Annotated in this window: 22 protein-coding genes and 1 other RNA gene; 10 read left to right on the forward strand and 13 right to left on the reverse strand. The window is 35.8% G+C overall.

Features of this window, described 5'->3' with window-relative positions:
* Positions 1 to 298 precede the first annotated feature (298 nt).
* From AsFPU1_RS07340 to AsFPU1_RS07350, 3 genes are read right to left on the reverse strand one after another with little or no spacing between them, the layout of a single operon-like run.
* Positions 299 to 1,516, reverse strand: coding sequence for a glycosyltransferase family 4 protein (locus AsFPU1_RS07340; RefSeq protein WP_172957476.1), 1,218 nt, complete (start codon positions 1,514 to 1,516; stop codon positions 299 to 301).
* A gap of 24 nt (positions 1,517 to 1,540) precedes the next feature.
* Positions 1,541 to 2,503, reverse strand: a complete 963-nt coding sequence (locus AsFPU1_RS07345) for a GDP-mannose 4,6-dehydratase (protein ID WP_124973473.1) — start codon at positions 2,501 to 2,503, stop codon at positions 1,541 to 1,543.
* Positions 2,504 to 2,538: 35 nt separating this feature from the next.
* Positions 2,539 to 3,477 (reverse strand): glycosyltransferase family 2 protein, encoded by a 939-nt coding sequence (locus AsFPU1_RS07350; RefSeq protein ID WP_124973475.1) that lies wholly within the window; start codon positions 3,475 to 3,477, stop codon positions 2,539 to 2,541.
* A gap of 235 nt (positions 3,478 to 3,712) precedes the next feature.
* Here AsFPU1_RS07350 and ssrS point away from each other — a divergent pair.
* The 3 genes from ssrS to AsFPU1_RS07365 all read left to right on the forward strand — a co-directional run bounded on the left by ssrS (position 3,713) and on the right by AsFPU1_RS07365 (position 6,580).
* Positions 3,713 to 3,896, forward strand: a non-coding RNA gene (ssrS, locus tag AsFPU1_RS07355) — 6S RNA.
* Positions 3,897 to 3,998: 102 nt separating this feature from the next.
* Positions 3,999 to 5,282 (forward strand): M16 family metallopeptidase, encoded by a 1,284-nt coding sequence (locus AsFPU1_RS07360; RefSeq protein ID WP_438357508.1) that lies wholly within the window; start codon positions 3,999 to 4,001, stop codon positions 5,280 to 5,282.
* Between the two features lie 20 nt (positions 5,283 to 5,302).
* A complete protein-coding gene (locus tag AsFPU1_RS07365) occupies positions 5,303 to 6,580 on the forward strand; it encodes a M16 family metallopeptidase (RefSeq protein WP_124973477.1) in 1,278 nt (425 codons plus the stop codon).
* A gap of 502 nt (positions 6,581 to 7,082) precedes the next feature.
* Here AsFPU1_RS07365 and AsFPU1_RS07375 read toward each other — a convergent pair.
* The 5 genes from AsFPU1_RS07375 to AsFPU1_RS07395 form a co-directional block, all read right to left on the reverse strand.
* Entirely contained in the window at positions 7,083 to 7,709 is a 627-nt protein-coding gene (locus AsFPU1_RS07375) for a Uma2 family endonuclease (RefSeq protein WP_124973479.1), read from the reverse strand.
* 55 nt (positions 7,710 to 7,764) lie between these two features.
* Positions 7,765 to 8,235: a DUF29 domain-containing protein gene (locus tag AsFPU1_RS07380; RefSeq protein ID WP_124973481.1), complete on the reverse strand. Its 471-nt coding sequence runs from the start codon at positions 8,233 to 8,235 to the stop codon at positions 7,765 to 7,767.
* Between the two features lie 61 nt (positions 8,236 to 8,296).
* Positions 8,297 to 8,959 carry a class I SAM-dependent methyltransferase gene (locus tag AsFPU1_RS07385; protein WP_124973483.1) on the reverse strand — a complete coding sequence of 221 codons (663 nt, stop codon included), beginning with the start codon at positions 8,957 to 8,959 and terminating at the stop codon, positions 8,297 to 8,299.
* Between the two features lie 24 nt (positions 8,960 to 8,983).
* Positions 8,984 to 9,202: a sulfur carrier protein ThiS gene (thiS, locus tag AsFPU1_RS07390; RefSeq protein WP_124973485.1), complete on the reverse strand. Its 219-nt coding sequence runs from the start codon at positions 9,200 to 9,202 to the stop codon at positions 8,984 to 8,986.
* Between the two features lie 3 nt (positions 9,203 to 9,205).
* Positions 9,206 to 10,234, reverse strand: coding sequence for a thiamine phosphate synthase (locus tag AsFPU1_RS07395; RefSeq protein WP_124973487.1), 1,029 nt, complete (start codon positions 10,232 to 10,234; stop codon positions 9,206 to 9,208).
* Between the two features lie 271 nt (positions 10,235 to 10,505).
* Here AsFPU1_RS07395 and AsFPU1_RS07400 point away from each other — a divergent pair, with 271 nt between their 5' ends.
* Positions 10,506 to 13,031, forward strand: a complete 2,526-nt coding sequence (locus AsFPU1_RS07400; RefSeq protein ID WP_124973489.1) for an O-antigen ligase family protein — start codon at positions 10,506 to 10,508, stop codon at positions 13,029 to 13,031.
* A 229-nt stretch (positions 13,032 to 13,260) separates the two neighbouring features.
* On the opposite strand, the gene AsFPU1_RS07405 is transcribed toward AsFPU1_RS07400, so the two are convergent.
* Positions 13,261 to 15,816, reverse strand: coding sequence for a DNA gyrase/topoisomerase IV subunit A (locus tag AsFPU1_RS07405; RefSeq protein ID WP_124973491.1), 2,556 nt, complete (start codon positions 15,814 to 15,816; stop codon positions 13,261 to 13,263).
* 111 nt (positions 15,817 to 15,927) lie between these two features.
* On the opposite strand from AsFPU1_RS07405, the gene AsFPU1_RS07410 reads away from it, so the two are divergent.
* Complete coding sequence (locus tag AsFPU1_RS07410; protein WP_124973493.1) at positions 15,928 to 16,335, forward strand: response regulator; 408 nt, start codon at positions 15,928 to 15,930, stop codon at positions 16,333 to 16,335.
* A gap of 104 nt (positions 16,336 to 16,439) precedes the next feature.
* On the opposite strand, the gene AsFPU1_RS07415 is transcribed toward AsFPU1_RS07410, so the two are convergent.
* On the reverse strand, positions 16,440 to 17,384 hold the full coding sequence (locus tag AsFPU1_RS07415; RefSeq protein ID WP_124973495.1) for a tetratricopeptide repeat protein: 945 nt from the start codon (positions 17,382 to 17,384) through the stop codon (positions 16,440 to 16,442).
* 232 nt (positions 17,385 to 17,616) lie between these two features.
* On the opposite strand from AsFPU1_RS07415, the gene AsFPU1_RS07420 reads away from it, so the two are divergent.
* Positions 17,617 to 18,216 carry a Crp/Fnr family transcriptional regulator gene (locus AsFPU1_RS07420; protein ID WP_124973497.1) on the forward strand — a complete coding sequence of 200 codons (600 nt, stop codon included), beginning with the start codon at positions 17,617 to 17,619 and terminating at the stop codon, positions 18,214 to 18,216.
* On the opposite strand, the gene AsFPU1_RS07425 is transcribed toward AsFPU1_RS07420, so the two are convergent.
* Entirely contained in the window at positions 18,151 to 18,621 is a 471-nt protein-coding gene (locus AsFPU1_RS07425) for an AI-2E family transporter (RefSeq protein ID WP_124973499.1), read from the reverse strand. The two genes, AsFPU1_RS07420 and AsFPU1_RS07425, sit on opposite strands and share 66 nt — an antisense overlap.
* 26 nt (positions 18,622 to 18,647) lie before the next feature.
* Between AsFPU1_RS07425 and AsFPU1_RS07430 the strand changes: the two genes are divergently transcribed.
* Together AsFPU1_RS07430 and AsFPU1_RS07435 are read left to right on the forward strand one after the other, a co-directional pair.
* Complete coding sequence (locus AsFPU1_RS07430; RefSeq protein ID WP_124973501.1) at positions 18,648 to 19,844, forward strand: DNA double-strand break repair nuclease NurA; 1,197 nt, start codon at positions 18,648 to 18,650, stop codon at positions 19,842 to 19,844.
* Positions 19,845 to 20,177: 333 nt separating this feature from the next.
* The gene (locus AsFPU1_RS07435; RefSeq protein WP_124973503.1) at positions 20,178 to 20,357 is read left to right on the forward strand and encodes a type II toxin-antitoxin system HicB family antitoxin; all 180 of its coding nucleotides are present in this window, start codon (positions 20,178 to 20,180) and stop codon (positions 20,355 to 20,357) included.
* 19 nt (positions 20,358 to 20,376) lie between these two features.
* Here the strand turns inward: AsFPU1_RS07435 and AsFPU1_RS07440 are convergent, their stop codons facing one another.
* A complete protein-coding gene (locus AsFPU1_RS07440; RefSeq protein WP_124973624.1) occupies positions 20,377 to 21,372 on the reverse strand; it encodes a glycosyltransferase family 2 protein in 996 nt (331 codons plus the stop codon).
* A gap of 205 nt (positions 21,373 to 21,577) precedes the next feature.
* Here AsFPU1_RS07440 and AsFPU1_RS07445 point away from each other — a divergent pair, with 205 nt between their 5' ends.
* Positions 21,578 to 24,295: a CBS domain-containing protein gene (locus AsFPU1_RS07445; protein WP_124973505.1), complete on the forward strand. Its 2,718-nt coding sequence runs from the start codon at positions 21,578 to 21,580 to the stop codon at positions 24,293 to 24,295.
* A gap of 176 nt (positions 24,296 to 24,471) precedes the next feature.
* Complete coding sequence (locus AsFPU1_RS07450; RefSeq protein ID WP_124969650.1) at positions 24,472 to 25,617, forward strand: IS4 family transposase; 1,146 nt, start codon at positions 24,472 to 24,474, stop codon at positions 25,615 to 25,617.
* Here AsFPU1_RS07450 and AsFPU1_RS07455 read toward each other — a convergent pair.
* The gene (locus AsFPU1_RS07455) at positions 25,612 to 25,989 is read right to left on the reverse strand and encodes a helix-turn-helix domain-containing protein (RefSeq protein ID WP_124973507.1); all 378 of its coding nucleotides are present in this window, start codon (positions 25,987 to 25,989) and stop codon (positions 25,612 to 25,614) included. The two genes, AsFPU1_RS07450 and AsFPU1_RS07455, sit on opposite strands and share 6 nt — an antisense overlap.

Raw genomic sequence — 25,989 nt, forward strand, 5'->3', positions numbered from 1 at the left:
AGATGATACATTAACTTTAATATCTTGTGAGTTTGAGATCAAACTAAATCAAATTTATGAAGTAATTATCTTTAATTAATTTAACTTTCTGTAGGGTTTAAATAAAAGGAACTGCATTAAACCTTTTTTTTACTGCTATAATGGAAAGGTATTATAACTCATAATTCATAATTCATAATTCATAATTCATAATTCATAATTCATAATTCATAATTCATAATTCATAATTCATAATTCATAATTCATAATTCATAATTCATAATTCATAATTCATAATTCATAATTCATAATTCATAATTCATAATTTATTTTCTGATAATAATTGGTTATACTGATTACCTAAATATTCCCAGGTATAGTTCTCTTTGATAAATTGTCGTCCATTTTTTGAAAGTTCTTCTCGTAATTGTTGATCTTCAAATAAACGACTAATTGCCTTTATATACTCGTCTATTGTATTCGCTCGTAATGCTCGTAAAGGTTCGTTTTTTCCATCGGTTTCCATTCCTTCTAAACCACGATCACTAGCTACTACAGGAACGCCTGCTGCCATGGCTTCCAGGGTTTTAAACTTCATACCAAACCCTGTCCTTAAAGGAATAACAGCTACCGTGGCCTGATGTAAATAGTCTACCACAGAAGGGACTCTACCTGTTACTGTAATCCCAGGAAGTTTAGCTAATTCTTGAACTTCTGGAGAGGGTTTAGAACCGACTAAGGTTAAGGTAGTATCAGAATATTTTTCTTGAAGTAAAGGTAATACTTTTTGACTAAAAAAAACTGCCCCATCAATATTAACAAAATAGTCTAATCCTCCGACAAAAATTAAATTATGACCACCAGGGTCATGGGAACGATAAGGAAAAGTTTCTAGGTCTACTCCATTAGCAATTAAAGTAATATTTGCTTGAGGTGCAAATTCTCTCATTTGTTGTTCATCTTCGTCTGTTGTTACCACAACATGGGAAAATTTAGAGATAGTTCTTTGTTCATATCGTCGTAATAAAGGAAGATATAAACGATCCCTAAATTCACTATCTGATGTGTCTGTTTCTAACTGATTTAAACAAGTTTTATAAACAGAACTATGAATATTAATAACTGTTTTTATCTTTTGTTTCCATTGGGGACGAATATAAATTTCATTAACACTATGTTCACAAGTAATTATATCAAACTTTTTATTGACAACAGCTTCATCTATCCATTGTTGAATTTCAGGTAAATAAAGATAGCGCACATTAGGGGGAGTTCCTTCAATAAAAAATTGACTAAACCGCTTTATTTTTTCTAAAATCTTTGTCTTTTCTTCAGTAGGACGGGGAAAAATAATTAAGTCTGTTACATAATTTTTGAGTTGTTCAATTTCTGCCTCTGTCACGTCTTCTGAACGTAGAGTGATTAAGGTAATTTGATGATTTTCTGTAATCTTTTTGAGCAAATTAAACGTTCTTCCTTGTGTTCCTCCACGACTAGGAGGATAGGGAAATGTGGCACAAATCATTAAAATATTCATATATCAGTTATTAATTATTAATTATCAATTATTTAACTTATCTTCTACCATCATTTTAACCACATCTGGCATTTTATATTGTGCTTTCCAACCCAATTCTTCTTCAGCTTTAGTGGGGTTTCCTCGACTAATAGCTAAATCTGTGGGACGAAATAAACTTTGATCAGTAATGACATAATTTTGCCAATTTAATCCTAAACACTCAAAAGTTTTAACGACAAATTCCTCTAAAGAATAACTTTGTCCTGTAGCGATGACATAATCATCTGGTTGGTCTTGTTGTAACATTAAATACATGGCTTTAACATATTCTGGGGCCCATCCCCAATCTCGCGCAATAGAAACATTTCCTAAGTGTAATTGTTGATGGTTGCCTTGGGCAATATTACAAGCAGCAGCAACAATTTTTTGCGTCACAAACCGTTGGGGACGTAAAGGAGATTCATGATTAAATAAGATACCTGAACAAGCAAAAATACCGTAAGCTTCTCGATAGTTTGCTACCTCCCAAAAAGCCGCAGATTTAGCCACAGCATAGGGACTACGGGGACGAAAAGGGGTTAATTCATCAGCCGCTTGATCTCCTATATCTCCAAAACATTCACTAGAACCTGCATTATAAAATTTAATTGGTGCGCCTGTAAAGCGGATTGCTTCTAAAAGATTTAAGGTTCCTGTGGCAATACTTTCTAAGGTTTCTACTGGTAATTCAAAGGATAATCCGACAGAACTTTGACCCGCTAAATTATAAACTTCATCTGGTTTAATTTTGTTTAAAACTTGTAAAACACTACGAAAATCATTGAGGGACATAGATTCTAATTTGACTTTATCTTTAATCCCTAATTGTTGTAAATTTCGAAAAGATGACATTTGGGCATCTCTTGATGTGCCACAAACAATATATTCTTTTTCCAGTAAATATTGAGCTAAATAAGTTCCATCTTGACCAGATATTCCACAAATTAAGGCTGTTTTTTGTTTCATTATACATCTCCCTTAGCCAATTAATTGTTAATTATTCACTGTGGATTGTTTCCTGAAGTTATCATCATTTTAATGGCTTCTTGTAGATAGCCAATTTGACCATAAGCATAGACAAGATTATCAAAACTTAAAGCGGGATTATTGATATATTTTAGGGACTTATAAAGACCCCTAACTAATCTTTCTCCTCCTCTGCCTAATTGTTCAATTCCGGTTCGTCCAGCAATTTCTTCTCGATAACATTCACTAACCCCTTGCCACCAACTACGACGCAAAAACCAGTCAGCTTTGAGTCTTTCTGGGGCAACATTATGAGCAACTAAAGCATCAGGAAGATAGGCTACTTCCCATCCTTTATTCAAGGCCAATTCTGTCGTATATAATTCTTCATTAGACAACAGTTTTTTTCCCACTCTTCCTAAGTTAGCATCAAAGCCACCAATTTGTTCTAAAAATGAGCGACGCATTGAATAATTTAATCCTCTAGGTGTTAACTGGGGATTATTAATATAAACTATTTTATCCCCTAAATCATAAGCCCCTAAACCCCCCGCTAAATCAGCAGAAATCCAATTTGGAGTGGGAATATTTTTAGGCCATATAAGAGTCACTTTACCACCAGCGATTGCTAATTTTTCATTGAGTTGGTAAGCTTCAATTAACACACTTAACCATTGAGGAGTGGCGATCGCATCATCATCGAGATAAGCTATAATAGGAGCAGTTGTTTCTTTAGCCCCCCGATTACGAGCCACAGACAACCCTAAAATTGGCTCATAAACGTATCTGAGACGGGGATGGGATAGACGAGACTCCACAATCTCTTTTGTGCGGTCTGTGGAGGCATTATCTACCACTAAGACCTCATAATCTTCTAAGGTTTGGTTTAAAAGGCTATCAATGGCATCCCCTAAGTAGGAATCACGATTATAGGTACAAATAATGGCAGCAATGGGGACAGGTTTATCTAACATATTAGTGAGAATGGGAAAATAGGGACTATGGGGACAGGTTTATCTAATATATTAGTGAAAATTAGAAAATAGGGACTATGGGGACAGGTTTATCTAATATATTAGTGAGAATTAGAAAATAGGGACTATGGGGACAGGTTTATCTAATATATTAGTGAGAATTAGAAAATATTGTCAAAAACCCGCCCCTACGATAGGTTGCTAAAATCCTCAATAAAGGTTTATAATTCTTGAAGGGAAACTGCTGCGTTGGTGACTGCCAATAAAGTTTTTTGATCTATGCTTTGAGTTTATAGGGAGCTAACCTATTTTTGTGGTAGTAAACCAAGCTTGTACTTGGAAACAGAAACAAAAAAAGTCGGCACCCACCTGGTTCACCCAGGTCATAAACTGAGGTAAAACGGCGCGGCAGTTTTTCCTATTTTTGGTAAATGTTAGGGTTTCTAGATATAAAAGTCTTGAGTTCACCACAAAATGTCATAGATAACCTAGAATTAAACAAACCCTAACCTAATTGACAACTGGTGCAACTAATAGCCCCATCAAATCTTCTCAAATGCCCTAATTTTCCAGGGAATATAATCAAGTTATCCCAAGGATTAACAGTAATTCATCATTATATCCCTGTTACCTCGGTGGTAGTGGTTGATGTTTGGGTAAAAGCAGGGACAATGGCCGAACCCAAGAATTGGCAGGGTATGGCTCACTTTTTAGAGCATATGATCTTTAAGGGAACCAAGAATATTTTGCCAGGGGTATTTGATCAAGTGGTGGAACATAATGGGGGGGTCACAAATGCAGCGACAAGTCATGATTATGCTCATTTTTTCTTGACTACAGCTTCGCCCTATTTAGCCGATACTTTGCCCTATTTGGCGGAAATTCTTCTACAAGCGGAAATTGCCGAGGATGAGTTTATTCGGGAAAGGGATGTGGTACTAGAAGAAATAAGGTCTTGTTATGATGATCCTGATTGGTTAGGGTTTCAAACTCTCTGTGAAAGTTTATATCAACACCATCCTTACGGAAAGTCAATTTTAGGTGATGAATCTCGATTAAGACAATATTCGCCCCATCAGATGCGCTGTTTTCATCGTACCCATTATCAACCTCAGAACATGACTGTGGTGATTGTGGGCAATGTACAACAAGATAAAGCCCTCTCCTTAGTTGAGACGGAATTTAAGGATTTTAATGTTCCCTCGGAATGTCCCCCCACAGGTTGGAAAGCAGAACCCCCTTTACAGGAAGTACGGCGCAATAAAATGTACTTACAAAGATTAGAACAAGGAAGGTTATTAATGGGATGGGTGGGGCCAGGAATTGATAAGTTAGAAGATGGGTTAGGATTAGACTTAATCTCGGTGATTTTAGGCGCGGGAAGGACTTCTCGGTTAGTTCGGGAGTTACGGGAAGAAAAGCACTTGGTTTGGCATATAGAAAGCAGTTTTTCTTTACAAAAAGACTCTAGTTTGTTTACAATTGGGGCTTGGTTAGATGTGCCTTATTTAGAAAAAGTAGAAGATTTAATTTGCGATCGCCTAGTTCAATTACAAGTAGAACTTATAAGCGAAGCAGAATTAAATCGGGCTAAACGACTATTATGTCATGATTATATCTTTTCGACGGAAACTCCTGGTCAATTAGCGGGTTTATATGGTTATTATGAGACTATTGCTTCGGCTGAACTTTCTTTATCTTATCCCCTAATTATTGAAAAATTGTCCCCCCAAGACTTACAACGCATTGCCTGTGAATATTTGTCTCCTGAACGGTATGCTATTACAGTAATGCAGCCTTGTTAATTCAGCTAAATTGAGTAAAAATGCACAAAGTCAAAGGAACGGGCCAAACTCCAGGGATTCATCATTTAATTTTAGATAATGGTATAACAGTAATTGTGAGGGAAAATCCCTCGGCTGATGTGATTGCCGGGCGTTTTTTTCTGAAAAATAGTGGATCTATCTGGGAAACACGAGAAAAAGCGGGATTATCTAATTTATTAGCTACTGTTATTACTAAAGGAACACAAAGATTATCCTCTGTAGAAATTGCTGAAGCGGTAGAATCAATTGGGGCTAGTTTAGGGGCTGATGCTGCCTCAGATTATTTGGTGATGAGTCTTAAGACGGTTTCGGCTGATTTTCACCCCATGCTGGAATTAATGGCGGAAATTATGCGATCGCCTTCTTTTCCTGAAGCGGAAATTACTTTAGAAAAGCGTCTCATTGCCCAAAATATTCGTTCTCAACAAGAACAACCCTTTAATGTGGCTTTTAATCAATTACGGGAAGCCATGTATCCGAATCATCCTTATGGGGTATCGGTGTTGGGAACCCCCGAAAGCCTATCGAAATTGAGGCAAGAAGACCTACAAAAGTATCATCAGACCCATTTTAGACCTGATAATCTGATTGTGAGTTTATCGGGGCGTATTACCGTTGATGAAGGGATGAGATTAATTGATAAAACTTTCGGAGATTGGCAAGTTCCTTCTGAGAGTGTAAATAGTCCTATTTTTCCGATTTTAACGCCTTGTCCGTCTCAAAATTTGATTTTTCAAGAGACGCAACAATCGATTGTGATGTTAGGATATTTGACGGTTGGGGTCAAGAGTCCTGATTATGCGGCCCTTAAATTATTGAGTACTTATTTAGGTAATGGGTTATCTAGTCGTTTGTTTGTAGAATTACGGGAAAAACGGGGATTAGCTTATGATGTTTCGGCGGTTTATCCGACTCGTTTAGAAACCTCTCAATTTGTGGTTTATATTGGCACTGCGCCCCAAAATACTACTATTGCTTTAGAAGGTTTACAAGGGGAAACAGAGCGGTTATCTGAGTGTTTATTGACCCCTGAAGAATTACAAACAGCTAAGAATAAATTATTGGGACAATATGCGTTAGGGAAACAAACTAATTCAGAAGTTGCTCAATTATATGGTTGGTATGAGACGTTAGGATTAGGGATAGAATTTGATCAGGATTTTCAGGAAAAAATTAATCAAGTTACTCCAGAAAAGGCGCAACAAGTGGCTAAGGATTATTTACTTTCTCCCTATTTATCGGTGGTTGGGCCGGAATCTGCGTTAGCCCAGATATAATGGTTATTGTCAACGATTTGTTGGGTTTCGTTCCTCAACCCAACCTACAAGATCAGCGATCGCACTGGTCTAGGTAATTAACCAGTTCATCTGACTGGTAATTTCAATCCCAGATTTTTGGGTAATAATATATCGCTTTCCTAAACCATCAATTTTACCCTCTAAACGTTTTTCGACACCATCAATTTTACCCTCTAGACGTTTCTCTACACCGTCAATTTTCTCCTCTAGACGTTTAACATCACTATCAATCTTTTCCTCTAAACGTTTTTCGACACCATCAATTTTGTCATCCAGACGTTGAATATCACCCTCAACCTTAGTTAATTTAACCTTAATATCGGTGACATCTTTCTGAATGTTATTTAGATTCTGATTAATTTGACTTAAAATTTACTTAAGTTCAACTTCCACAGTGATTGACATAACCTGATACTCCTATTAATTGAAATGTAATGAAATTTACATTAGTTAAAGTATAACATTTCTCCCTTGTATTTCATTAAAGTAATTTCCTATTAATAACATTTTTAAGAGCGAGTAAAAAAACATCCATATTGCCATCTTTCATTGTTTCATCAAAAGACGCTTTTAAATATTCTGCTGCATAGTCATTATTAGAAAGTCTTTGAAAAAGATAAACCTTTAAGCTTTCCCGACGATAAACCCACAATTCAGGAATTTTAAGTAATTGATATGCTCCTATATCAGTAATTGAAGTAAAATCAACTTCTATTGCTAAATCAGGAGGAGGATCAACAGTTAAATCAATCTTATCTTTTCCTAAGATAGCTTGTCTATTTTCAATATAAAAACAGGTATCCGGTTCTAAACCTGCTTGATTAGGGATTTTTAAAGTAATTGGATCAAAACACTGCCAATCTTTTCCTTTTCGACGTAAGATAATTTTAACTAAGTCGCTTAGAGTATCAACACGATTTCCATGACTTGGTAAAGGGGACATAAGCCTAATTTCTTGGGTTTTGGCATTAAAATATAGTTTAGGATAGGTTTTATCTTGACGTAAACTAAGTAATCGTTCATAATCTTCCCACTGCTGATGAAGGAAAATAACCTGATTACCAGTATCTAATATTAATGTATTTTCGCTGACAGTAATTAGCATCATAAGTATGTAATGATCTTCATCTTTCTAGATTAATTATAAACCTTATTCTTTGGATTTACTTAAATTTTTCAGGCAACCAATCTTTATTTAATAGTTGTTCTAGAGAATAAGGAGAGTTTGATGGAAAAATATTAATAGATAGACCAGTTTTTTGAGTAACAATAAAAACAGCCTCTTGATAAATGTCTTCTTGATTTTCTAATAAATATTTTTTAAGATTTGTGGTTAATGCTCGATTTAGTTGAATTCTAAAAGTTGCTATTTCTCCTTGCCAGTGTCTATAATTATACTCATATTCTTCTGTCCAATATTGAAGTAATAAAAGATGAATTATGATCTGTCTTAACAAACTTTCAACTTTATTTTTATCTCGTTTACCCAAATCTTCTAACTCCTCAATTAAATTCTCAATATCTAATTCATTTAGACGATTTTCCTTTAAAAGTTTAACCATTTCGGTTAACCAAAGATGTTCATCTTGTTCATAGAGAGCTTTTAATTGAGTTTGTATAGAATAGGTTTTCATGTTTTTTGATACAGAAACAATTTTAGTCCCATTGATAATATTTTAAAGAAAACAGAAAATTCTAACTTTTAATAGCTAAAGTTAATCCATCAGCAAGGGGCAATAAACTAAGGGTTATTCTCGGATCTTTATGGAGTTTTTTATTCAAATCTCGTATCTTTTGGGTGCGATTATCTTGTACAGTTGAATCGGCAACTTTTCCACTCCATAATACATTATCTATGGCAATTAATCCGCCCTGTCGCACTAACAAAAGTGCTTTTTCATAATAATTATCATAGTTGCTTTTATCGGCATCAATAAAAGCAAAATCAAAGCTATTTGTTTGTCCCTCAGCAATGAGTTTATCTAATGTTTCTAAAGCAGGCGCAATTCGCAGATCAATTTTATGAGAAACTCCTGCTTTTTCCCAATAACGACGAGCGATCGCGGTATATTCTTCATCAACATCACAGGCGATAATTTGACCATATTGAGGCAATGCTAAAGCCACAACTAAGGCACTATATCCTGTAAAAACACCTATTTCTAAGGTCTTTTTTGCTCCCATTAATTGTATCAAAAATGCCATAAATTGTCCTTGTTCTGGCGCAATTTGCATCATTCCCATAGGATGTTGTGCTGTTTCTTGACGCAGTTGTTTAAGAATATCAGCTTCCCGAAGGGAGACACTTTGAAAGTATTGATAAAGATTGGGAGAAAGTCCAAGGGTTTGATTAGCCATAATTTCAGTTCATTAATTAATAATTTATCCACCACCTACAATTGTGACAATTTCTAAGCGATCGCCTGTTTTTAATAAGGTGGTTTCCCAATATTGTCGATGGAGAATTTCTCCATTATATTCTACCGCAATTAAGCGAGGATTTAAGCCTATTTGTTGTAGCATTTGGGTTAAGTTAGTATTGGGACTACAAGTAACTGGTTTTCCATTCACTTGTAGGGTAATTTCAGAGGTAGTATTCATCAGTTAACCCTTAAGTTGAGAGAGAAGTTTTTTGGTGATTATAGTTGGGTTTTCTGCTTCCATAATAGCACGAACAACCGCTATTTGCTTGGCTCCAGCATTGATCACTTCATTAATATTAATTGTATCAATTCCACCAATAGCAAACCAGGTAATTTTAGCAGTGTTTGTTGCATAGTTGACATAGGTTAATCCGGCGGCTTTTTTACCTGCTTTAGTTGGAGTAGAATAAACTGGGCCAACTCCAATATAATCTGCTCCTTCTGTTATTGCTTTGGCCATTTCTTGCTCATTAGTTGTTGATCTTCCAATAATTCTATTAGGTCCAATAATTTGTCTAGCTAAGGCAATGGGGATATCTTGTTGTCCTAGATGTACACCATCAGCATTAACTGCTAAAGCTATATCTACTCGATCATTCATAATAAATAATGCTTCGTATTTATGACATAGTTGACAAAGTATTTTAGCAGTTTCTAGTTTAATTATATCATCTGTATTTTTATCTCTATATTGGACTAAGTTCAAACCTCCTTGTAAAGCTTTTTCAACAATTGAAAAGAGATTATCATGAGGAGATGTTACTAAATATAAGGGAGATTCTTTTAGTTTTTGTAATCGATAAGATTGTAATAGATTACTTTCTAAAGTATAAACTTGATAACGAATTTGTTTAAATGTTAGTCCCATTTGTGGATGATAGAGTTTACCATATTCTTCTAAAACTCTTAATGCTTCTTGAATGCGACATAAATTAGCTTGTAAAAGTTGATCAATACTGTTTCTTTTTTCTTCTTGGGGATGGGATAATTCTGTTCCAGGATCATTCGGTGTATCTCTAGCTAATCTTAAATCTGATGTATGCCAATGAGCAATTTCTTGACGCATTTGTTTACATTCTTCTGCTAATTGACTATTTTCTAAGCCAAAGCGACACCATTCTTCTATTATTCTTAATCCTTCTCTTGCCCGATCTAGATTTGCATCTAAAATTCTCGGAATTGATAAACTATTATGATTAGTCTCGTTCATGGTGATTTGATAATTAATCTCCTTCTATTGTTAATCGTTTTGTCTCGATAAAATCTGAAAATATAATTAATTAAATTAAATTTATTCATGGTTTGATAGTATATTAATATAAGGGCTTATATTCTAATAATATTTTAACTGTCTTATGACTCAGACCCAAAAAAGAGGTTTCAATCCTTCTCTTTCAAGGGGATAGAAATAAAAATATTCCTTGCTTCAAGCTACTGACTTGTTTGCGGTAGTAACTGATAACTGATAACTGATAACTGAAATGACATCTGTATCCCATTCTGAATCTACACCATCAGCCGGACGTTTATTAGCCATTCTCATTGCCTGTTTTTACGCTTTATTTACCTTACTTCCTGATAGCCATAGTTTAATGGTTAAATGGTCATGGGTTTTTATTTGGCAAGTTGGTTTACTTTGTCCGGTAATTTTATTATTAGTCATATTCGCTCAAACAAAACGGCTGAAAAAATTAGGATTGGGATTAGATTGGGGAATGGGATTAATTATAATCGGAATAATTATCTCTAGTCTATTTGCTGAATTTTCTTCTCAAGCGCGATGGTATGGATGGGTAAGTTTCTGTTTTGTCGCTGCTTTATATATCTTAAAAAATTGGATTAATTCTCAAAAAGGATGGAACAAATTACTGATCTTTCAAGGATATCTTAATCTAGGATTTATTGTTATTAGTCTGATACTTTGGACAACTCAAACTTTATTACCTGAACTCTCTAGACTAAACACATTTAAACGACTTGGCGTTAATTTAACATTTGATTTCTCGAATATTGAATTACGAAATTGGGCCCCCATAGGCCATCAAAATTATGTAGCAGGTTATCTGTTATTAGCTTTACCTTTATTAGTAGGATTAGCTATTAAATATACTGGAAAACAAAGAATAATATGGATTATCGGCATAGTTTTAGGATTATTAGATCTTTATACTACCAGTTCTAGAGGAGGATGGTTAGGATTATTTGCTTTATTTGTAGTCGGGTTTATTATTTTAATATGGCATAAAACAACTGCTCGTTTATGGTTAGGAATTGGAGGAATAGGAGGATTATTATTATTACTAATAATAGCCTTAGTTAATAACCGAATCCGTACTTTATGGATGGCAGTATTTCAAGGAAAAGGAGGAGGCGAATTTGCTTATCGTCTGATTAATACAGCCATTGGTTGGAGTATGGGAAGTAGTCATCCTTTAACTGGAATTGGATTAGGAGGAGTTCCTCTTTTATATCAAAAATATCGTCCTATTTGGGCCGGAAGAGAGTCAGAATTAGCTTATCAATTACATAGCACTCCAGTTCAATTATGGGCAGAAATGGGAATTTTTGGTATTGTTCCTATTCTACTAATAACTATTTTATTAAGTTATTATAGTTGGCAATGGTTATCCAAGAATAAAGACTTAGAAACACCTAAAAATACTATTTTTTTCTGGAGTATATGGGGTGCTTTATTTGCTTATTTGGTAATGAGTTCAACTGATTATCAACTGGATAATATCTCAATCAGTGGAACCTTAGTTATTTATTTAGCTTATCTAAATTTTGTCTTAACTGATAAACAAGAACATCATTTTTCTTTTTTTAAAATACCTGCTTATGGAGTTTTATATAGTAGTTTAGGCATAGTTTTAGTGATGATAATATGGTTAATTCCCATTCATCGGGCCTGGCAACTTTCCTCTCAATCATTTACTGCATTAAATCAACAAAAATTAGAATTATTTGTTAAATGGTTAGGTCGATCTCATGAATTAGTTCCTTGGGAACCTTATTATCCTTATCAGTTAGGCTGGAATTTAGGCAATATTGGTTTACAAGTCCCCTCTCCTCAACAGCGTCAATTATTAATTAATGATAGTGTTAAATGGTTAGAAAAAGGAATCAAAGTTTCCCCTTATAATGAATTTGGCTATACTAATTTAGGCTGGTTAAAATTACAATTACAAGGTAATTTTTTGGCCGCGACAAAAGCATTTTCACAGTCAGTTAAATTAGTTCCTGCTAAACGAGGAATTATGTACGGTTTAGGATTAAGTTTATTAGCACAAAATAAACCTCAATTAGCCTTAGATTCTTTTATTTTAGAATGTTTAAGAGATCCTTTATTTATGACAAGTCCTTTATGGCGATCGCCTAATTTACAATTAATTTATCCTCAAGTATTACAAGGAATGATAAGTCGGTATACTGAGTTATTAGAAAAGTATTCTGAAGCAGGAGAATTTAATACACTATTACATCAAAGTCGAGGGGGAATTTATTGGTGGGAAGGGAACTTTAAAGCAGCAGAAAAAGACCTAAAAAACTATGGAACAATACTAAGTAAAGCTTTATTATCCCTGTCTCAAAATCAACCAATACCGGATAATATTGGTCAACCTGCATCTGATGTCATTGAAGCGTGGAAGAACCCATCAAAACGAAATGATTTACTACAAAAAGCTTGGATTTTAGGGACACAAACCGAATTTTCTGCCGAACTTCAACAAGAACTAATAAAAACAATGGAGAAATCAGAGAATTTTTATGAATGGGTAAAAGATAATGCACCTATGCTTAAATATCGTCGTGAACGGACTGGTTTTGGAGTGGTCAGTCGTCATCTTGACGGTTCAATTCCATCTGATTTTTGGTTAGTAGTTGATAATTTGCCTATGAATACCTGGTTTAGTGATATGCTTCCTTCTCCTGTACAAAATCCTGAATTAGACTTAGTATTACAACCGTTTAGAGATATATTATTAAAGCAACTTGAGTCACTATAGCGTTTCTTGGACTCATGAGGTACACTTTAATTTATTCCGGCGTTCCGGCGTTCTCAAAAACTAGAAAACTCTGTACCTCACGAGTATGAGAATTGCTATATTATTAATTGGGCATGGCAATATGAAGATTTTGGTTTGATTTTAAAGATAATGATGCCATGCCCCTACAATGGGTTAAAGAATTTTATAGAGCATATAGACTATAACTTTTATTAGTTTATATCCTGTTTTAGCTAAATATCTTAATAATAATTTCCTCATTTTTAAGTTTAACTAATTTATCTCCTGTGCCATCTTTTCCCCATAATTTAACTGAATCAATAGGGATTTTAAACTGTCGGTTATGATTCGTTAACAAGAGAATTTCCCCTCCTTTTTCAACTGTCATCAGGCCAGCTAAACTATCAGTTTTACTGGTAAATTGCATAGCTTGAGTTCCCACATCTCCTAATTTAGTTAATCTTAGACTAGATGAGGGCAATTGTTTACCATAACCCAGTTGAGAAACTAATAATAAATTTTGGGTTTTATTAATAGTGAGACAACTGACTAAACTTTCTCCATAACGCAATTTTACCCCTTGATTTCCTTGGGCATTTCTGCCCATAATGGGGATAGATTCATCTGTTACCCCAAATCGTAATATACGTCCCCCAGATGTAGCAATAACAGCTTCTTCGCCTTCTTGGGTGGGACAAACATAATTGAGATAATCCCCTTCTTTCAGCTTAATTAATACAAATCCTCGATTGGTGAGATCTTTTAATTCGGAAATAGCAAGTCGTTTTATTCGTCCTTGTTGAGTTAATAATAGTAAATCTTGAGTTGAAGTATCCGGGAACGGGAAAAAATGAGCGACAATATTATTAGCATCCCTTTGAGCCGCTTTTGATAGTAAACTCAGTAAAGAAATGGATTGAATTTCTCTGGGGGGAATCTCTGATACCGAAATAGGATAAGCTTTAGCTGAGTCAGTAATACTAATAAAATAGTCTTGTTGAGTGATCGCTTGACGATAAGTGATAATCTCTGGATTAGGATCAGAATTAGGGGAACACCAAGTAACTTCACCCTGATGGGTAATTTCGAGAATGGCTTCGTCTGGAGGCGTTTGAGGAGTAAATAGCTTAAAATTTTGAGTGGGGCTTGGTTCCGCTTTTACCTCAGCAACTTCAGTCTTTTTATTGGATACTTCAGGAGTAATAGATTTTTTAGAAGATACCTCAGAAACTTCAGTCTTTTTGCTAGATACTTCAGAAGATTCAGATTTTTTTTTTGCAGTTGGTGTGATAATACGAGTACGACGTTTATCTCCAAATTTACGTTTAAGCGAGCGCAATTCTTTCTTTAAGGTATTCAGCAATTCTTGACGATTATTAAGCAAGGTTTCTAACTCTTGAATACGAGTTTGTAACACTTCATAATCTGCCTCTAATTTTTGTCGTTCTAACCCAGTTAAACGACGCATCGGCATGGCTAAAATAGCATTCGCTTGGGAATCACTAATCTTTAAATCTGTTTCTAATCTAACTTTAGCGGTGGTTCCATCAGTCGCATGACGTAAAATATCAATCATCCTATCGAGATTATTTAAAGCAATTAATAACCCTTCTAACAGATGTAATCGACTTTGACACTCTTGTAATTCATAACTATATTGACGAGTGAGAGTTTGTTCCCGAAAACTTAAAAATTCCTCTAATAATTGACGTAGGGATAACTGACGGGGTTGATTATCCACCAAAGCCAACATAATCGCCCCAAAATTACTTTGTAGGGCTGTTTGTTTGTACAAAGAATTAAGAACCGTATTTGTTTTAGCATCCCGTTTTAATTCAATTACCACCCGCATTCCCGTGCGATCGCTTTCATCTCGAAGATCAGCGATACCCTCTAACCGTCCCTGATTGACTAAATCAGCTATTTTTTCAATCCAAGCCGATTTATTAACCTGATAGGGCAATTCTGTGACAATAATCGCCGTGCGTTCCTTGCGTCGGTGAACCCCTACATCGAGAGTTTCAATGCGAGTGACTCCTCGTACCGGAATCAGACCTTTTCCCTGACGATAGGTTTCTTGAATACCTTCTGTTTCAAGAATTTGGCCCCCTGTAGGAAAATCCGGCCCAGGAATCAAACGCCATAACTTTTCATCAGATAATTGAGGATTATCGATCAAAGCAACTAACCCATCAACCACCTCACCCAAATTATGGGGAGGAATATTTGTGGCCATTCCTACCGCAATTCCAGTACAACCATTGAGTAATAAAAAAGGAAGTTGGGCCGGAAGAACAACTGGTTCTTGTTGAGAATTATCAAAATTATTAGTAAAATCAACAATTGCTTCACTAATATCACTCAACATGCCCTGATCACCAATAGGGGACAAGCGAGTCTCTGTATAACGCATGGCAGCCGGAGGATCATTATCAATTGACCCAAAATTGCCATGGCCCCCTAATAGGGGATAGCGACTGGAAAAGTCTTGCACCATCCGCACTAAAGCATCGTATACGGACTGATCGCCATGGGGATGATATTTCCCTAAAACATCACCAACGACCCGGGCCGATTTACGAAAAGGACGATCAGGAGTTAATCCTAGTTCGTGCATAGCATAGAGAATACGACGATGAACAGGTTTAAGTCCATCGCGGACATCAGGAAGAGCGCGCCCGACGATCACACTCATGGCATACTCTAGATAGGAACGCTGCATTTCCGTATGCAGTGCCGTGGGGATAATTTGACCAGTCGCTAAGAGTTTTAGCTGTCTTGCCATGAGTTTTTCTTTCCTATTAAATCAATCTTGATGGGAACTTAACTCCCTTTGTACAAAAATATCCCCGGAAAATCCCGTTAATTTATTACGAGGATAACTCCCTTGAGTCTTATGACAACCGTTCTGATTGTAGAAGATGATCCTATCAATTTGCGTGTATTCTCTAAAATTCTCACTAAACGGGGAGGTTTAGAGGTCAAAGGAACTGAAGATGTGGAAGAGGTGATGAGAATCGCCCAAGCAGGAGAAGTTGACATTATTCTAATGGATGTTTCTCTTTCCCGTAGTGTTTATCAAGGGGAAGCAGTAGACGGGATTAAAATTACCCAATTTCTCAAAGCTGATCCTAAAACCGCTAAGTTACCTGTTATTTTAGTTACTGCCCATGCTATGGAAGGTGATCGGGAAAATTTTTTAGCACAAAGCGGGGCTGACGGTTATATTTCTAAACCTGTGGTAGACCATCAACAGTTTGTGGCTCAAATTTTGGAGACTGTGGCTAATCATCGGCTTTCGTAGGTTGGGTTGAGGTACGAAACCCAACACAAAGGTTTTGTTGGGTTTCACTATGTTTCAAACTAACCTAAATTATTCAGAACCGATAAAGGTTTTGTTGGGTTTCACTATCGTTCAACCCAACCTACATTATTCAAAACCGATACAGGATTGATTTGAGTTGAAGATTTTGGTTCGAGACTCTCAAGAACTGCTTTCATTTGTGGATTCGTAAAGAATTTTTGCGTATCTTCTAATAACTTTTTACCCCATAAATTATCCGCTAAAAATTTAATATCTCCATAACGACTATCCGATTTAAGAGCAGTTTCTCCTATTTTGAGAGCTTCTTCTTTTTTCCCTTGGGAATAAAGAGCAACCGCAACAGCTAATTGGGGTTCTGGTTGTTCCGCATCAAGTTTAATAGCAGCTTGCCAGTTATCAATTGCTTCTTTAATATTACCTTGTTCATATTGAATTAAGCCAATATTATTGATGGCAGGCCAAAAGTTTTTTTCTTGAGCGACAGCTTTATTATAGACCGCGATCGCTTCTGTCATTTTGCCTAATTTCAGATAAGAATTGCCTAGATCAAATAAAGCGGCTGGAGTATTAGGCTTTAGCTTTAACCCTTCTTCTAATTGAGTAACGGCTGTTTGATATTCCCCTTTTTGGAAATAAGCATTCCCCAAAGTAAATTTAATACCCGCTTCTTTAGGTGCTAGAGATAAGGCTTTTTGTAACGCTTCAATTCCTGCGTCTACTTGTTGTTGCTGTAGGTATAAAGTTCCTAAAATAAACCAGGGTTGATAATCATTAGCCGCTAACTGACTAGCTAATTTAGCCAGGGATAACGCCCGCTCATATTGTTGAAATCGTGTCAGGTAAATGGCTTCTTCTGCCCATTCTAACCCTTGTTTTTGTAATTGCTCCCTATTTAATGGGGGTGTGTAGGGCAGAAGTGCTTGCCCCATTACTGGCGCACCTAGTTGGCACAACCCAGTACATATTATTAACGAAAATAACCAAGAATTACGTTTAGGCACTGTCTTCTCTCTAAGCTGTCTCAAAATTATTAGTCAGTTGAATTTATCGTATTGTAGACTGTCTGACTGCGATTTTGATTCTTGGCGTAGGGGCATTCCACAATGTTAATGATTGTAGGATGGGTTACGCTGTGCTAACCCATCCTACTACAAGAGTTCAAAGATATTTTAATCTATTGATTACCTGAAGTTTACCTTCATGTTTTACACTATCTGTCAATGTAGTGCTGTTTTACAGCAGGAAGACTAGATAAGCGAGATGTTGTTAACCGATCACCTGACTCACCCTCTGTCCTCCCGTGAATCCACAGAGGAAGGGCGATTACACTTTTATGAGCGAGGTGAGGAAATTCCTTTAGTTTCTGAGGGAGTTTGGCAAGTTTATCGCGGGGTGGCTCAACTGAGTCAACTGTCTCATCAAGGGGAAGAAATTTTATTAGGTTGGGCCCAAACTTCTACCTTTTTTGGCTTATGGTTGACTCATTTGGAGTCTTATCAAGCAAAAGCTTTATCTGATATATATCTTAAATGGTATCCTTTGACTGACATTAATGATTCCTCTGTTTTGGCTCAAATGATGTTAAATCAATTGGTAAGACGTATGAGACAAACTGAAGCTTTATTAGCGATCGCGGGTTTAAAACGGGTTGAAGAAAGATTACAAGAATTACTTAATTTACTGAAACAAGAAATGGGAGAAACACATCTTCAAGGTACTCGTTTATCCGTTCGTTTAACTCATCAAAATTTGGCCAGTGCTATCGGTACTACAAGGGTGACAGTTACCCGCTTATTAGGAGAATTTCAACGTCAAGGACGGGTTAATTTTGATAGTGAACGACATCTTATTATTAATTGATAATTGATAATTGATAATTGATAATTGTGAAAGTGGAATAAGCTGTTGTGCATTTAAACCGCTTTCTCTCAAAATTACCTCAATATGATCTTTAAATTCAGTTAATTTTAATTCATAACTAGGCAAAGTTTCTGATAATTGAGACAAAGAAACTCCCAAAAAAGTAATGAAAATTAATCCTGCAACCAATACTCCTAAAATAACTAGAACCAACGCTAAACCTTGAGGAATTCGTTTACTGTTTAGCCAGCGCAACAGAGGAGCAATGCCAATAGCAATCATTAAACCCAAGAAAAAAGAATTTAAAATTGAAGATGCTGCCCTCATTCCCGCTACAATAATAACAACACAAGCAACACCAATTAATAAAGGAAGAATACTAGATAATTGTTTTTTTTCCGTCATAAAAATATCATTGATTGATTTTAATTATGTTAGATATCGCCAAACTCGCCGGAAAAATCCCTGGAATTAGTCAACATTTTAAAGCACAAGTGACCGCCAGCTATGAAAAATTAGAACAATCTCAAATTATTTTGCAAGAAATCCAAGCCAAACAGCAAGAATTAATCGAAAAACACGAAACTTGGCGCGATCACTTGATATTTTCTGTGGCCATTCCCGTCGAACCCCTAAACACTTGTATAACTATTAATGCTCCTCCTTATAGTCATAGTGTTTTTGCAACTGATGGCTCTCAAATTGCCCCCTCTCACCACGAAATTGCCTACTGTTATTTAATTAATGTGGGGCGAATTATGTTGCATTATGGGCAAAATTTACACCCATTGCTTGATAGTTTACCGGAAGTTTATTATCGACCCGAAGATCTTTATATTTCTAAACAATGGGGCATTCGTACAGAAGAATGGATGGGGTATCGACGCACGGTTTTAGAAGCAGAAGTCTTAGCAGAAATGGCCTGTTGTTGGGTTCAACCACCTGGGGCCCATTATGACCCTAATTTGGCGATGGTGGATGGTTCTCTGATTTATTGGTTTCTCGATGGTTTACACTATGAAGCCCGCGATCGCATTTTACCTCCCATTCTGTCAGCTTGGGAACAGTTACAAGAAGCGCGTATCCCCTTCATGGGTTATGTAAGTGCCTCTCGTAGCACTGAAGCAGTTAATTTTTTACGGTTATATACTTGTCCGTTTGATAACCCTAATTGTGGTAGTTATTGTTTAGATTTAGAAGAAAAACAAGCCCCTTGTCAAGTCATTGAACCTCTAAGAGATACGACAGTTTGGGGACAATTATTACAACCCGGACAACGGGGACCATTATGGCGAAGTTCTTTACGTATTTTAGATTTATATGGAGAAGAACAACATATTTATTTTTGTTATGTTAATGTGGGAACAGAAATTGCTCGCATAGAAATTCCGGCTTGGGTGGCTCAAGATTCGACCTTATTAGAGCAAGCATTAGGTATTATGTTAGGGCAAGTTAGTAAAGGATATGGTTATCCTGTGGCGTTAGCTGAAGCTCATAATCAGGCAGTAATTCGAGGAGGTGATCGGGTTCGTTTTTTTGCTTTACTCGAACAACAAATGATTCGAGTTGGGTTACAAAATGTGGGAACTTCTTATAAAGAAGCTAGAAAAAGAGGCAGTATTGCTTAGGGATGTGCAAATGTAATACCCGCTTAGCAATTATTCCCCCCTTTTTAAGGGCAGGGCTGATTCATTTTCCCTCGTACTGACACCTTAAAAGGTGCAGCTACACGGGCAAAGCCCGCCTGCGCGGGCTGAATTATTTATTAATATTTAATATTAGATGAAAAAGCCTGCCTTCGCAGGCTTCGTGCGTATAGCCCCAGCCTTTAGGCTGAGGTAATTTAAAACAATGAAACAGCCCTGCTTTTTAAGGGGGGTTAGGGGGGATCAATTATTAATTTATTTAACCCAAGTCCCTTGATAGAATAGGAAAACTTATCAAAAGATAGTCAAAAAACTATGGAAAAAATACCTAAATTACACATTGAAAAATTACCTGAAGGATTATATTTAGCTACTTCTGATGATTTACCTGGCTTAGTTGTTCAGGGAAGAACAATTACCGAAACATTAGAAATTGCCAGGGATATTGTGAGCAAATTAATAGAGGCAAAAAAAGAACGTAATCAAGGTGATTGATTAAAAGTAATTTCAGTTATCAATTATCTTTGATGTCCGATTTTAAAGAAGATATGGGAATACGATTAGGACTTAATCCATAAAGTTCTCGGACTAAATAAAGGGGACGTTGTTTAACTTCTTGATAAACTCGACCTAAATATTCGCCAATAATTCCTAAACTAATTAATTGGACACCTCCTAAAAATAAAATTGTCACCATTAAAGAAGCATAACCAGGAACATCAATTCCTAAAATTAAGGTTCGCAAAATTAAAAATGAGCCATAAATAAACGCGAGTAAAGATAAAATCAACCCAAGATAACTCCAAACTTTTAAAGGAACTAAACTAAAAGAAGTTATACCATCCAGGGCAAAATTCCATAGTTTCCAGTAATTCCATTTTGTTATTCCTTTATAACGAGGAGAACGATCATAAAGAATTTCAGTTTGTTTAAATCCTACCCAAGCAAACAATCCTTTCATAAAACGATTGCGTTCTGGCATTTGTTTTAAGGCCGTTACAACCCGTTGATCTAATAAGCGAAAATCTCCCGTATCTCTAGGAATAGGAATGGGACTAATACCGCTAATTAGACGATAAAAAACATCAGCCGTTAACTGTTTTAACCAGGTTTCCCCTTGACGCGATCGCCGTTTACAATAAACAATATCATAGCCTTCACGCCATTTAGCAATTAATTCTCCAATTAATTCTGGGGGATCTTGTAAATCAGCATCAATAGGAATTATCGCTTTTCCTTGAGCATAATCAAGACCTGCACTTAAGGCAATTTCTTTGCCAAAATTACGGGATAAACTAATAACTTTAATAGACGAATATCGCAAATGATAGTTCATCAAACTCATCAGAGTATTATCTCGACTTCCATCATCAACACAAATAATTTCATAAGTTAAATTTAATTCGTTTAAGACAGATAAAATTCGGTTAAATAGGGTATCAATATTAGGAGATTCATTATAAACAGGAACAATAATAGATAGTTCGATTCTTTCTGGAGTGGAATTCATCATCAAAATTAAAACAGTAACAGATTATTTAAAAATTAAATCTTAATTGTTAATTGCTTGGTCAATTTATGAATTGATTCTACAAAAATGAGATTTAAAAGTTAAGACGCATAGTTACAGGGTTGAGTTTCCACTGTTAATTGTTAATGCTCAATTAGAAGAATTATAATACACAAAGAAGCGACTTATAGTAGACATTTCTCTTATGGATTTAATTTTATGTCATCAAACGGCAGATTTCGACGTATTAGGGGCAGCAGTAGGACTTTCTCTCCTTAAAGTGGGGAGTCGTATTGTCTTAACGGGTGGGGCCCATCCAACAGTTCGAGATTTTTTAGCCTTACATCGGGATGAAATTGCTTTAATTGAATTAAGAAGTGTTAACCCTAAAAAAATTCGTAGTTTAATTGTAGTAGATAATCAACAACGCGATCGCTTAGGAAAAGCGGCTGATTGGTTTAATTTACCCCATATTAACACCATTGAATTATACGATCATCATCTTAATAGTATTTCAGATATTCCTGCGACTTGGACTCAAATTGAATTTGTGGGGGCTACTACTACTTTAATTGTGGAAAAAATGCAGAGAGAAAATATTCAGCCTAACCCCATTGAAGCAACTATCATGGCGTTAGGAATTCATGTAGATACTGGTTCTCTGACTTTTCCTCAGTCCACTTCACGAGACGCTTATGGGTTAGCTTGGTTAATGGAAATGGGGGCTAATGTTAAAACCATTGCTGAATATTGTGATCCTGGTTTTTCTCCTCAATTACAAGAGTTATTAGCAGAATCTTTAGACAAATTAGAAACGATAACTATTAGAGGTTATACTTTTGCCTGGGTTCTTCTTAATACAGAAAATTTTGTCCCTGGATTATCTAATTTAACAGAAAGATTGCTGGAATTAACAGAAAAAAATGCTTTATTATTAGCTCATTCTTATTCTAAAAGACATCATAATAATCCTGAACATAATGGACGTTTAACGGTGATCGGAAGAACTAGAATTGATGGAACTAATCTCAATCAATTATTCCAATCTTATGGAGGAGGAGGTCATGCTCAAGCAGCTTCTCTTATGTTACGAGATGGGTCACCAGACCTTATTTTAAAACAATTAGTTACCGAATTTATTGCCCAAATTCCTCACCCCTTAACCGCAAGAGATTTAATGTCTTCTCCTGTGCGAACAATTCGTCCTGAAACCACCATAGAACAAGCACAACGAGTCTTATTTCGTTATGGACATTCTGGGTTATCAGTGGTTGATGAAAATGATTGTTTAGTGGGAATTATTTCTCGTAGAGATTTAGATTTAGCTTTACATCATGGGTTTAGTCATGCTCCCGTTAAAGGTTATATGACTCGACAGTTAAAAACTATTACTCCTGATACTTTGTTACCTGATATTGAGTCAATTATGGTGACATATGATGTGGGAAGATTACCCGTTGTTGAAGCAGATAAGTTATTAGGAATTGTCACTCGCACAGATGTTTTAAGACAAATTCATCAGGAACGAGGCGATAAAAAAGATGAAAATGGTAAGAGAATTCCTGTAATTTCTTGTTTGTTACCTGCTATCCGCGATCGCTTAGCTGCCCCAATTTGGAAATTATTACAGTTAGCCGCAACGGAAGCTCAAAAACGAGGTTGGCATTTATATGTTGTAGGAGGGGCAGTCAGAGATTTACTATTAACAGAAACTCAGGATATTTTGTTGGTTCAAGATATTGATTTAGTAGTAGATGGATTTCATAACTCTGTTGAGGTGGGAGCCGGAGTAGAATTAGCTTTAATTATTCAAAAAATGTTCCCTAATGCCCGTTTATCAGTGCATGGAGAGTTCCAAACTGCTGCTTTATTGTGGCATAAAGATCCAGAATTAGGGTCATTATGGATTGATATTGCTACCTCTAGAACAGAATTTTATCCCTATCCTGCCGCTAATCCAGAAGTAGAAGCTAGTTCCATTCGTCAGGATTTGTATCGTAGAGATTTTACAATTAATGCCTTAGCAGTGAGGTTAACTCCCCCCAGAGAAGGGGAATTATTAGACTTTTTTGGAGGAATGATCGACTTGCGATCGCGTCAAATTCGGGTACTTCATGCCAATAGTTTTATTGAAGATCCAACTCGTATTTATCGGGCTGTTCGTTTTGCTGTTCGTTTGAATTTTGAACTTGAACCTCAAACAGAAGATTATATTCGTTATGCTATTGACAGTGGTATTTATGAACGATTACGATTAGAAAATCATCCGACTCCAGCTTTAACAACTCGCTTAAAAGCTGAGTTAAAATATATTTTAGATTCTCATTATTGGCAACCAGCCCTTAAGTTATTGGCTCATTTAGATGCGTTGCATTGTTTACATTCTGAGATTGTGTTAGATGAGTCATCATGGTGGCAAATTCGCTGTATTTCTCGCTGGTTACAATATCTTGACCCTTATAATCAGTTAGAACATTGGTTAATTAGATTAGAAATATTAATTGCTCAATTAAATGAAGAAGAAAGAACAAAAATTGCTCATAATCTAAACTTACCTAAAGAAAGTATTGAAAGACTCAAGCTCATCACAAAAATTGAATCAGAGGTCAAGGATAAATTACTTAATTGTGATCGTCTAAGTCATATTTTTAGGGTATTACATCCCTATAAATTCTCAAATTTAATCTTAGTGGGAGTGCGTTCTCCTAAAAAAATTCGTCGTCTGATTTGGCAATATTTAACTAAGTGGTCAAAAATTCAAGCACCTTTAACGGGGGATGATCTTAAAGCAATGGGATATAAACCAGGGCCCAAGTATAAACAAGTTTTAGATCAATTATTAACTAAAACCTTGGACGGGGATATTAAAACTAGAGAAGAAGCAGAAGTATTCGTCAAGCAAATGATGATTGAACAAGGTTAATCAAAGGGTCAATTTCTAGCCAAAGCGTTGCCCCACAAGGTTTAGGATGGTCAGGATCATAGACAAGTCGCTGGCGTGGGGACATGAAACCCTGAAAGCCTTACCAGATGACGAAAAGAGCAAAACATGGTAAAAAGAAAATGTTCTTTTTTTAGCGATCGCCGTCTAAACCCAAAATGTTACCAGAAATTTATAACAACCATTTAACAAAGTATCTGAAAAAATCGGAATATTTAATACTGTTAATCATGATAGAATTAGTGCAAGTATATAGGAAAATTAGGTTTTATGAGTTAGCTAGTTATTTTCCCAGTCCCATTTTATTTGAAAGTAAGAGAAAAAAGTTAAAACGGTTTTTCGAGATTCCTTGTTTGACAATTGAAGGAGTATGGATACCTATCATAAAACAGTGGTTAAAGCAATCATTTAGTACAGGAGATGTCTTACATATTGCCATAGATAGAACCCAATGGGGGTTGATTAATATTTTGATGGTAAGTCTGGTAATTGATAATAGAGGAATTCCCTTATATTTTGAGTTGCTAGATCACATCGGTAATAGTAACTTTGACACACAGAAAAGTATATTAGCCCGAATATTACTCTTTCTAAAAGAATATAAAATAGTTGTCTTAGGGGATAGAGAATTCTGCTCAGTTGAACTAGCAAAATGGTTACATGGACAAAAAAGAGTTTATTATGCACTCAGATTGAAGAAAAGCAACTATATTGAAGTAGAAAAGGAAATGTGGACGCGACTAAAAGATTTAGGATTATCTTCAGGAATGTCTTTATTTTATCAAGGAGTTAAAGTTACGAAAACAAAAGGATTTATAGGCAGTAATATAGTGGCGAAATGGAAAAAGAAGTATAGAGGAATAGAGACAAAAGAAGCTTGGTTTATTATCACAAATTTAACCAGTATTGATGAGACGATTGACGCTTATAAAAAGAGATTTTGTATTGAGGAAATGTTTCGGGATTTTAAGAAAGGTGGTTATGATTTAGAAAGAACGAAATTAACAGGACATCGCCTTACTTCCTTAATTATATTGATTACTCTAGCTTATTCAATGGCAACATTTTCTGGAAAAATTATTAAAGAGAAAGGATTGGCAAAATATGTGGGGAGAGTCAGAAAAAACAAGAAAATGCGACGGAGACACAGTAACTTTTATATCGGTCTTCATGGAAAAGATTGGGTTGACTCTTGTGATTTATTTACCGTTGAAGCCCAGGCATTAATGCAATTAAGCCCCGAAAAACGCGCCTATTATCGACGAGGACGACGGGCTATATCCCTGATTAAGTCTAGCTTATAGATTTTTATGTCCCCACGCCAGGACAAGTCGGCATATTCCCTCTAAAATATCAACTTGATGACAATAATTGACTTTTTTGCCTTGTCTCACACAAATTACAGGCTCCTTAATCAGTTTTTTGCGGTTTTCTCGAATCTTATGTTGACTGACATGAATATATGTTTTGCTTTGTTGAGGACGTTTGCGCCAGGTTCCCTGTGGCCCCCTTGTTCCGGGAATAATTTGGGGCATATCATGTTTATCTAGGGGAATTTGCCAAAATCTGCCCTCTTTTAAAGCTCCTTTGATTCTACCCGCGTAGAGCAGTTGTTGCACCCGTTGACGAGAAATTCCTAAAAGATGTGCTGCTTTTGCGATACTTACATACTTCAT

This window comes from Aphanothece sacrum FPU1 (genome assembly GCF_003864295.1).
Taxonomy (GTDB): Bacteria; Cyanobacteriota; Cyanobacteriia; order Cyanobacteriales; family Microcystaceae; genus Aphanothece_B; species Aphanothece_B sacrum.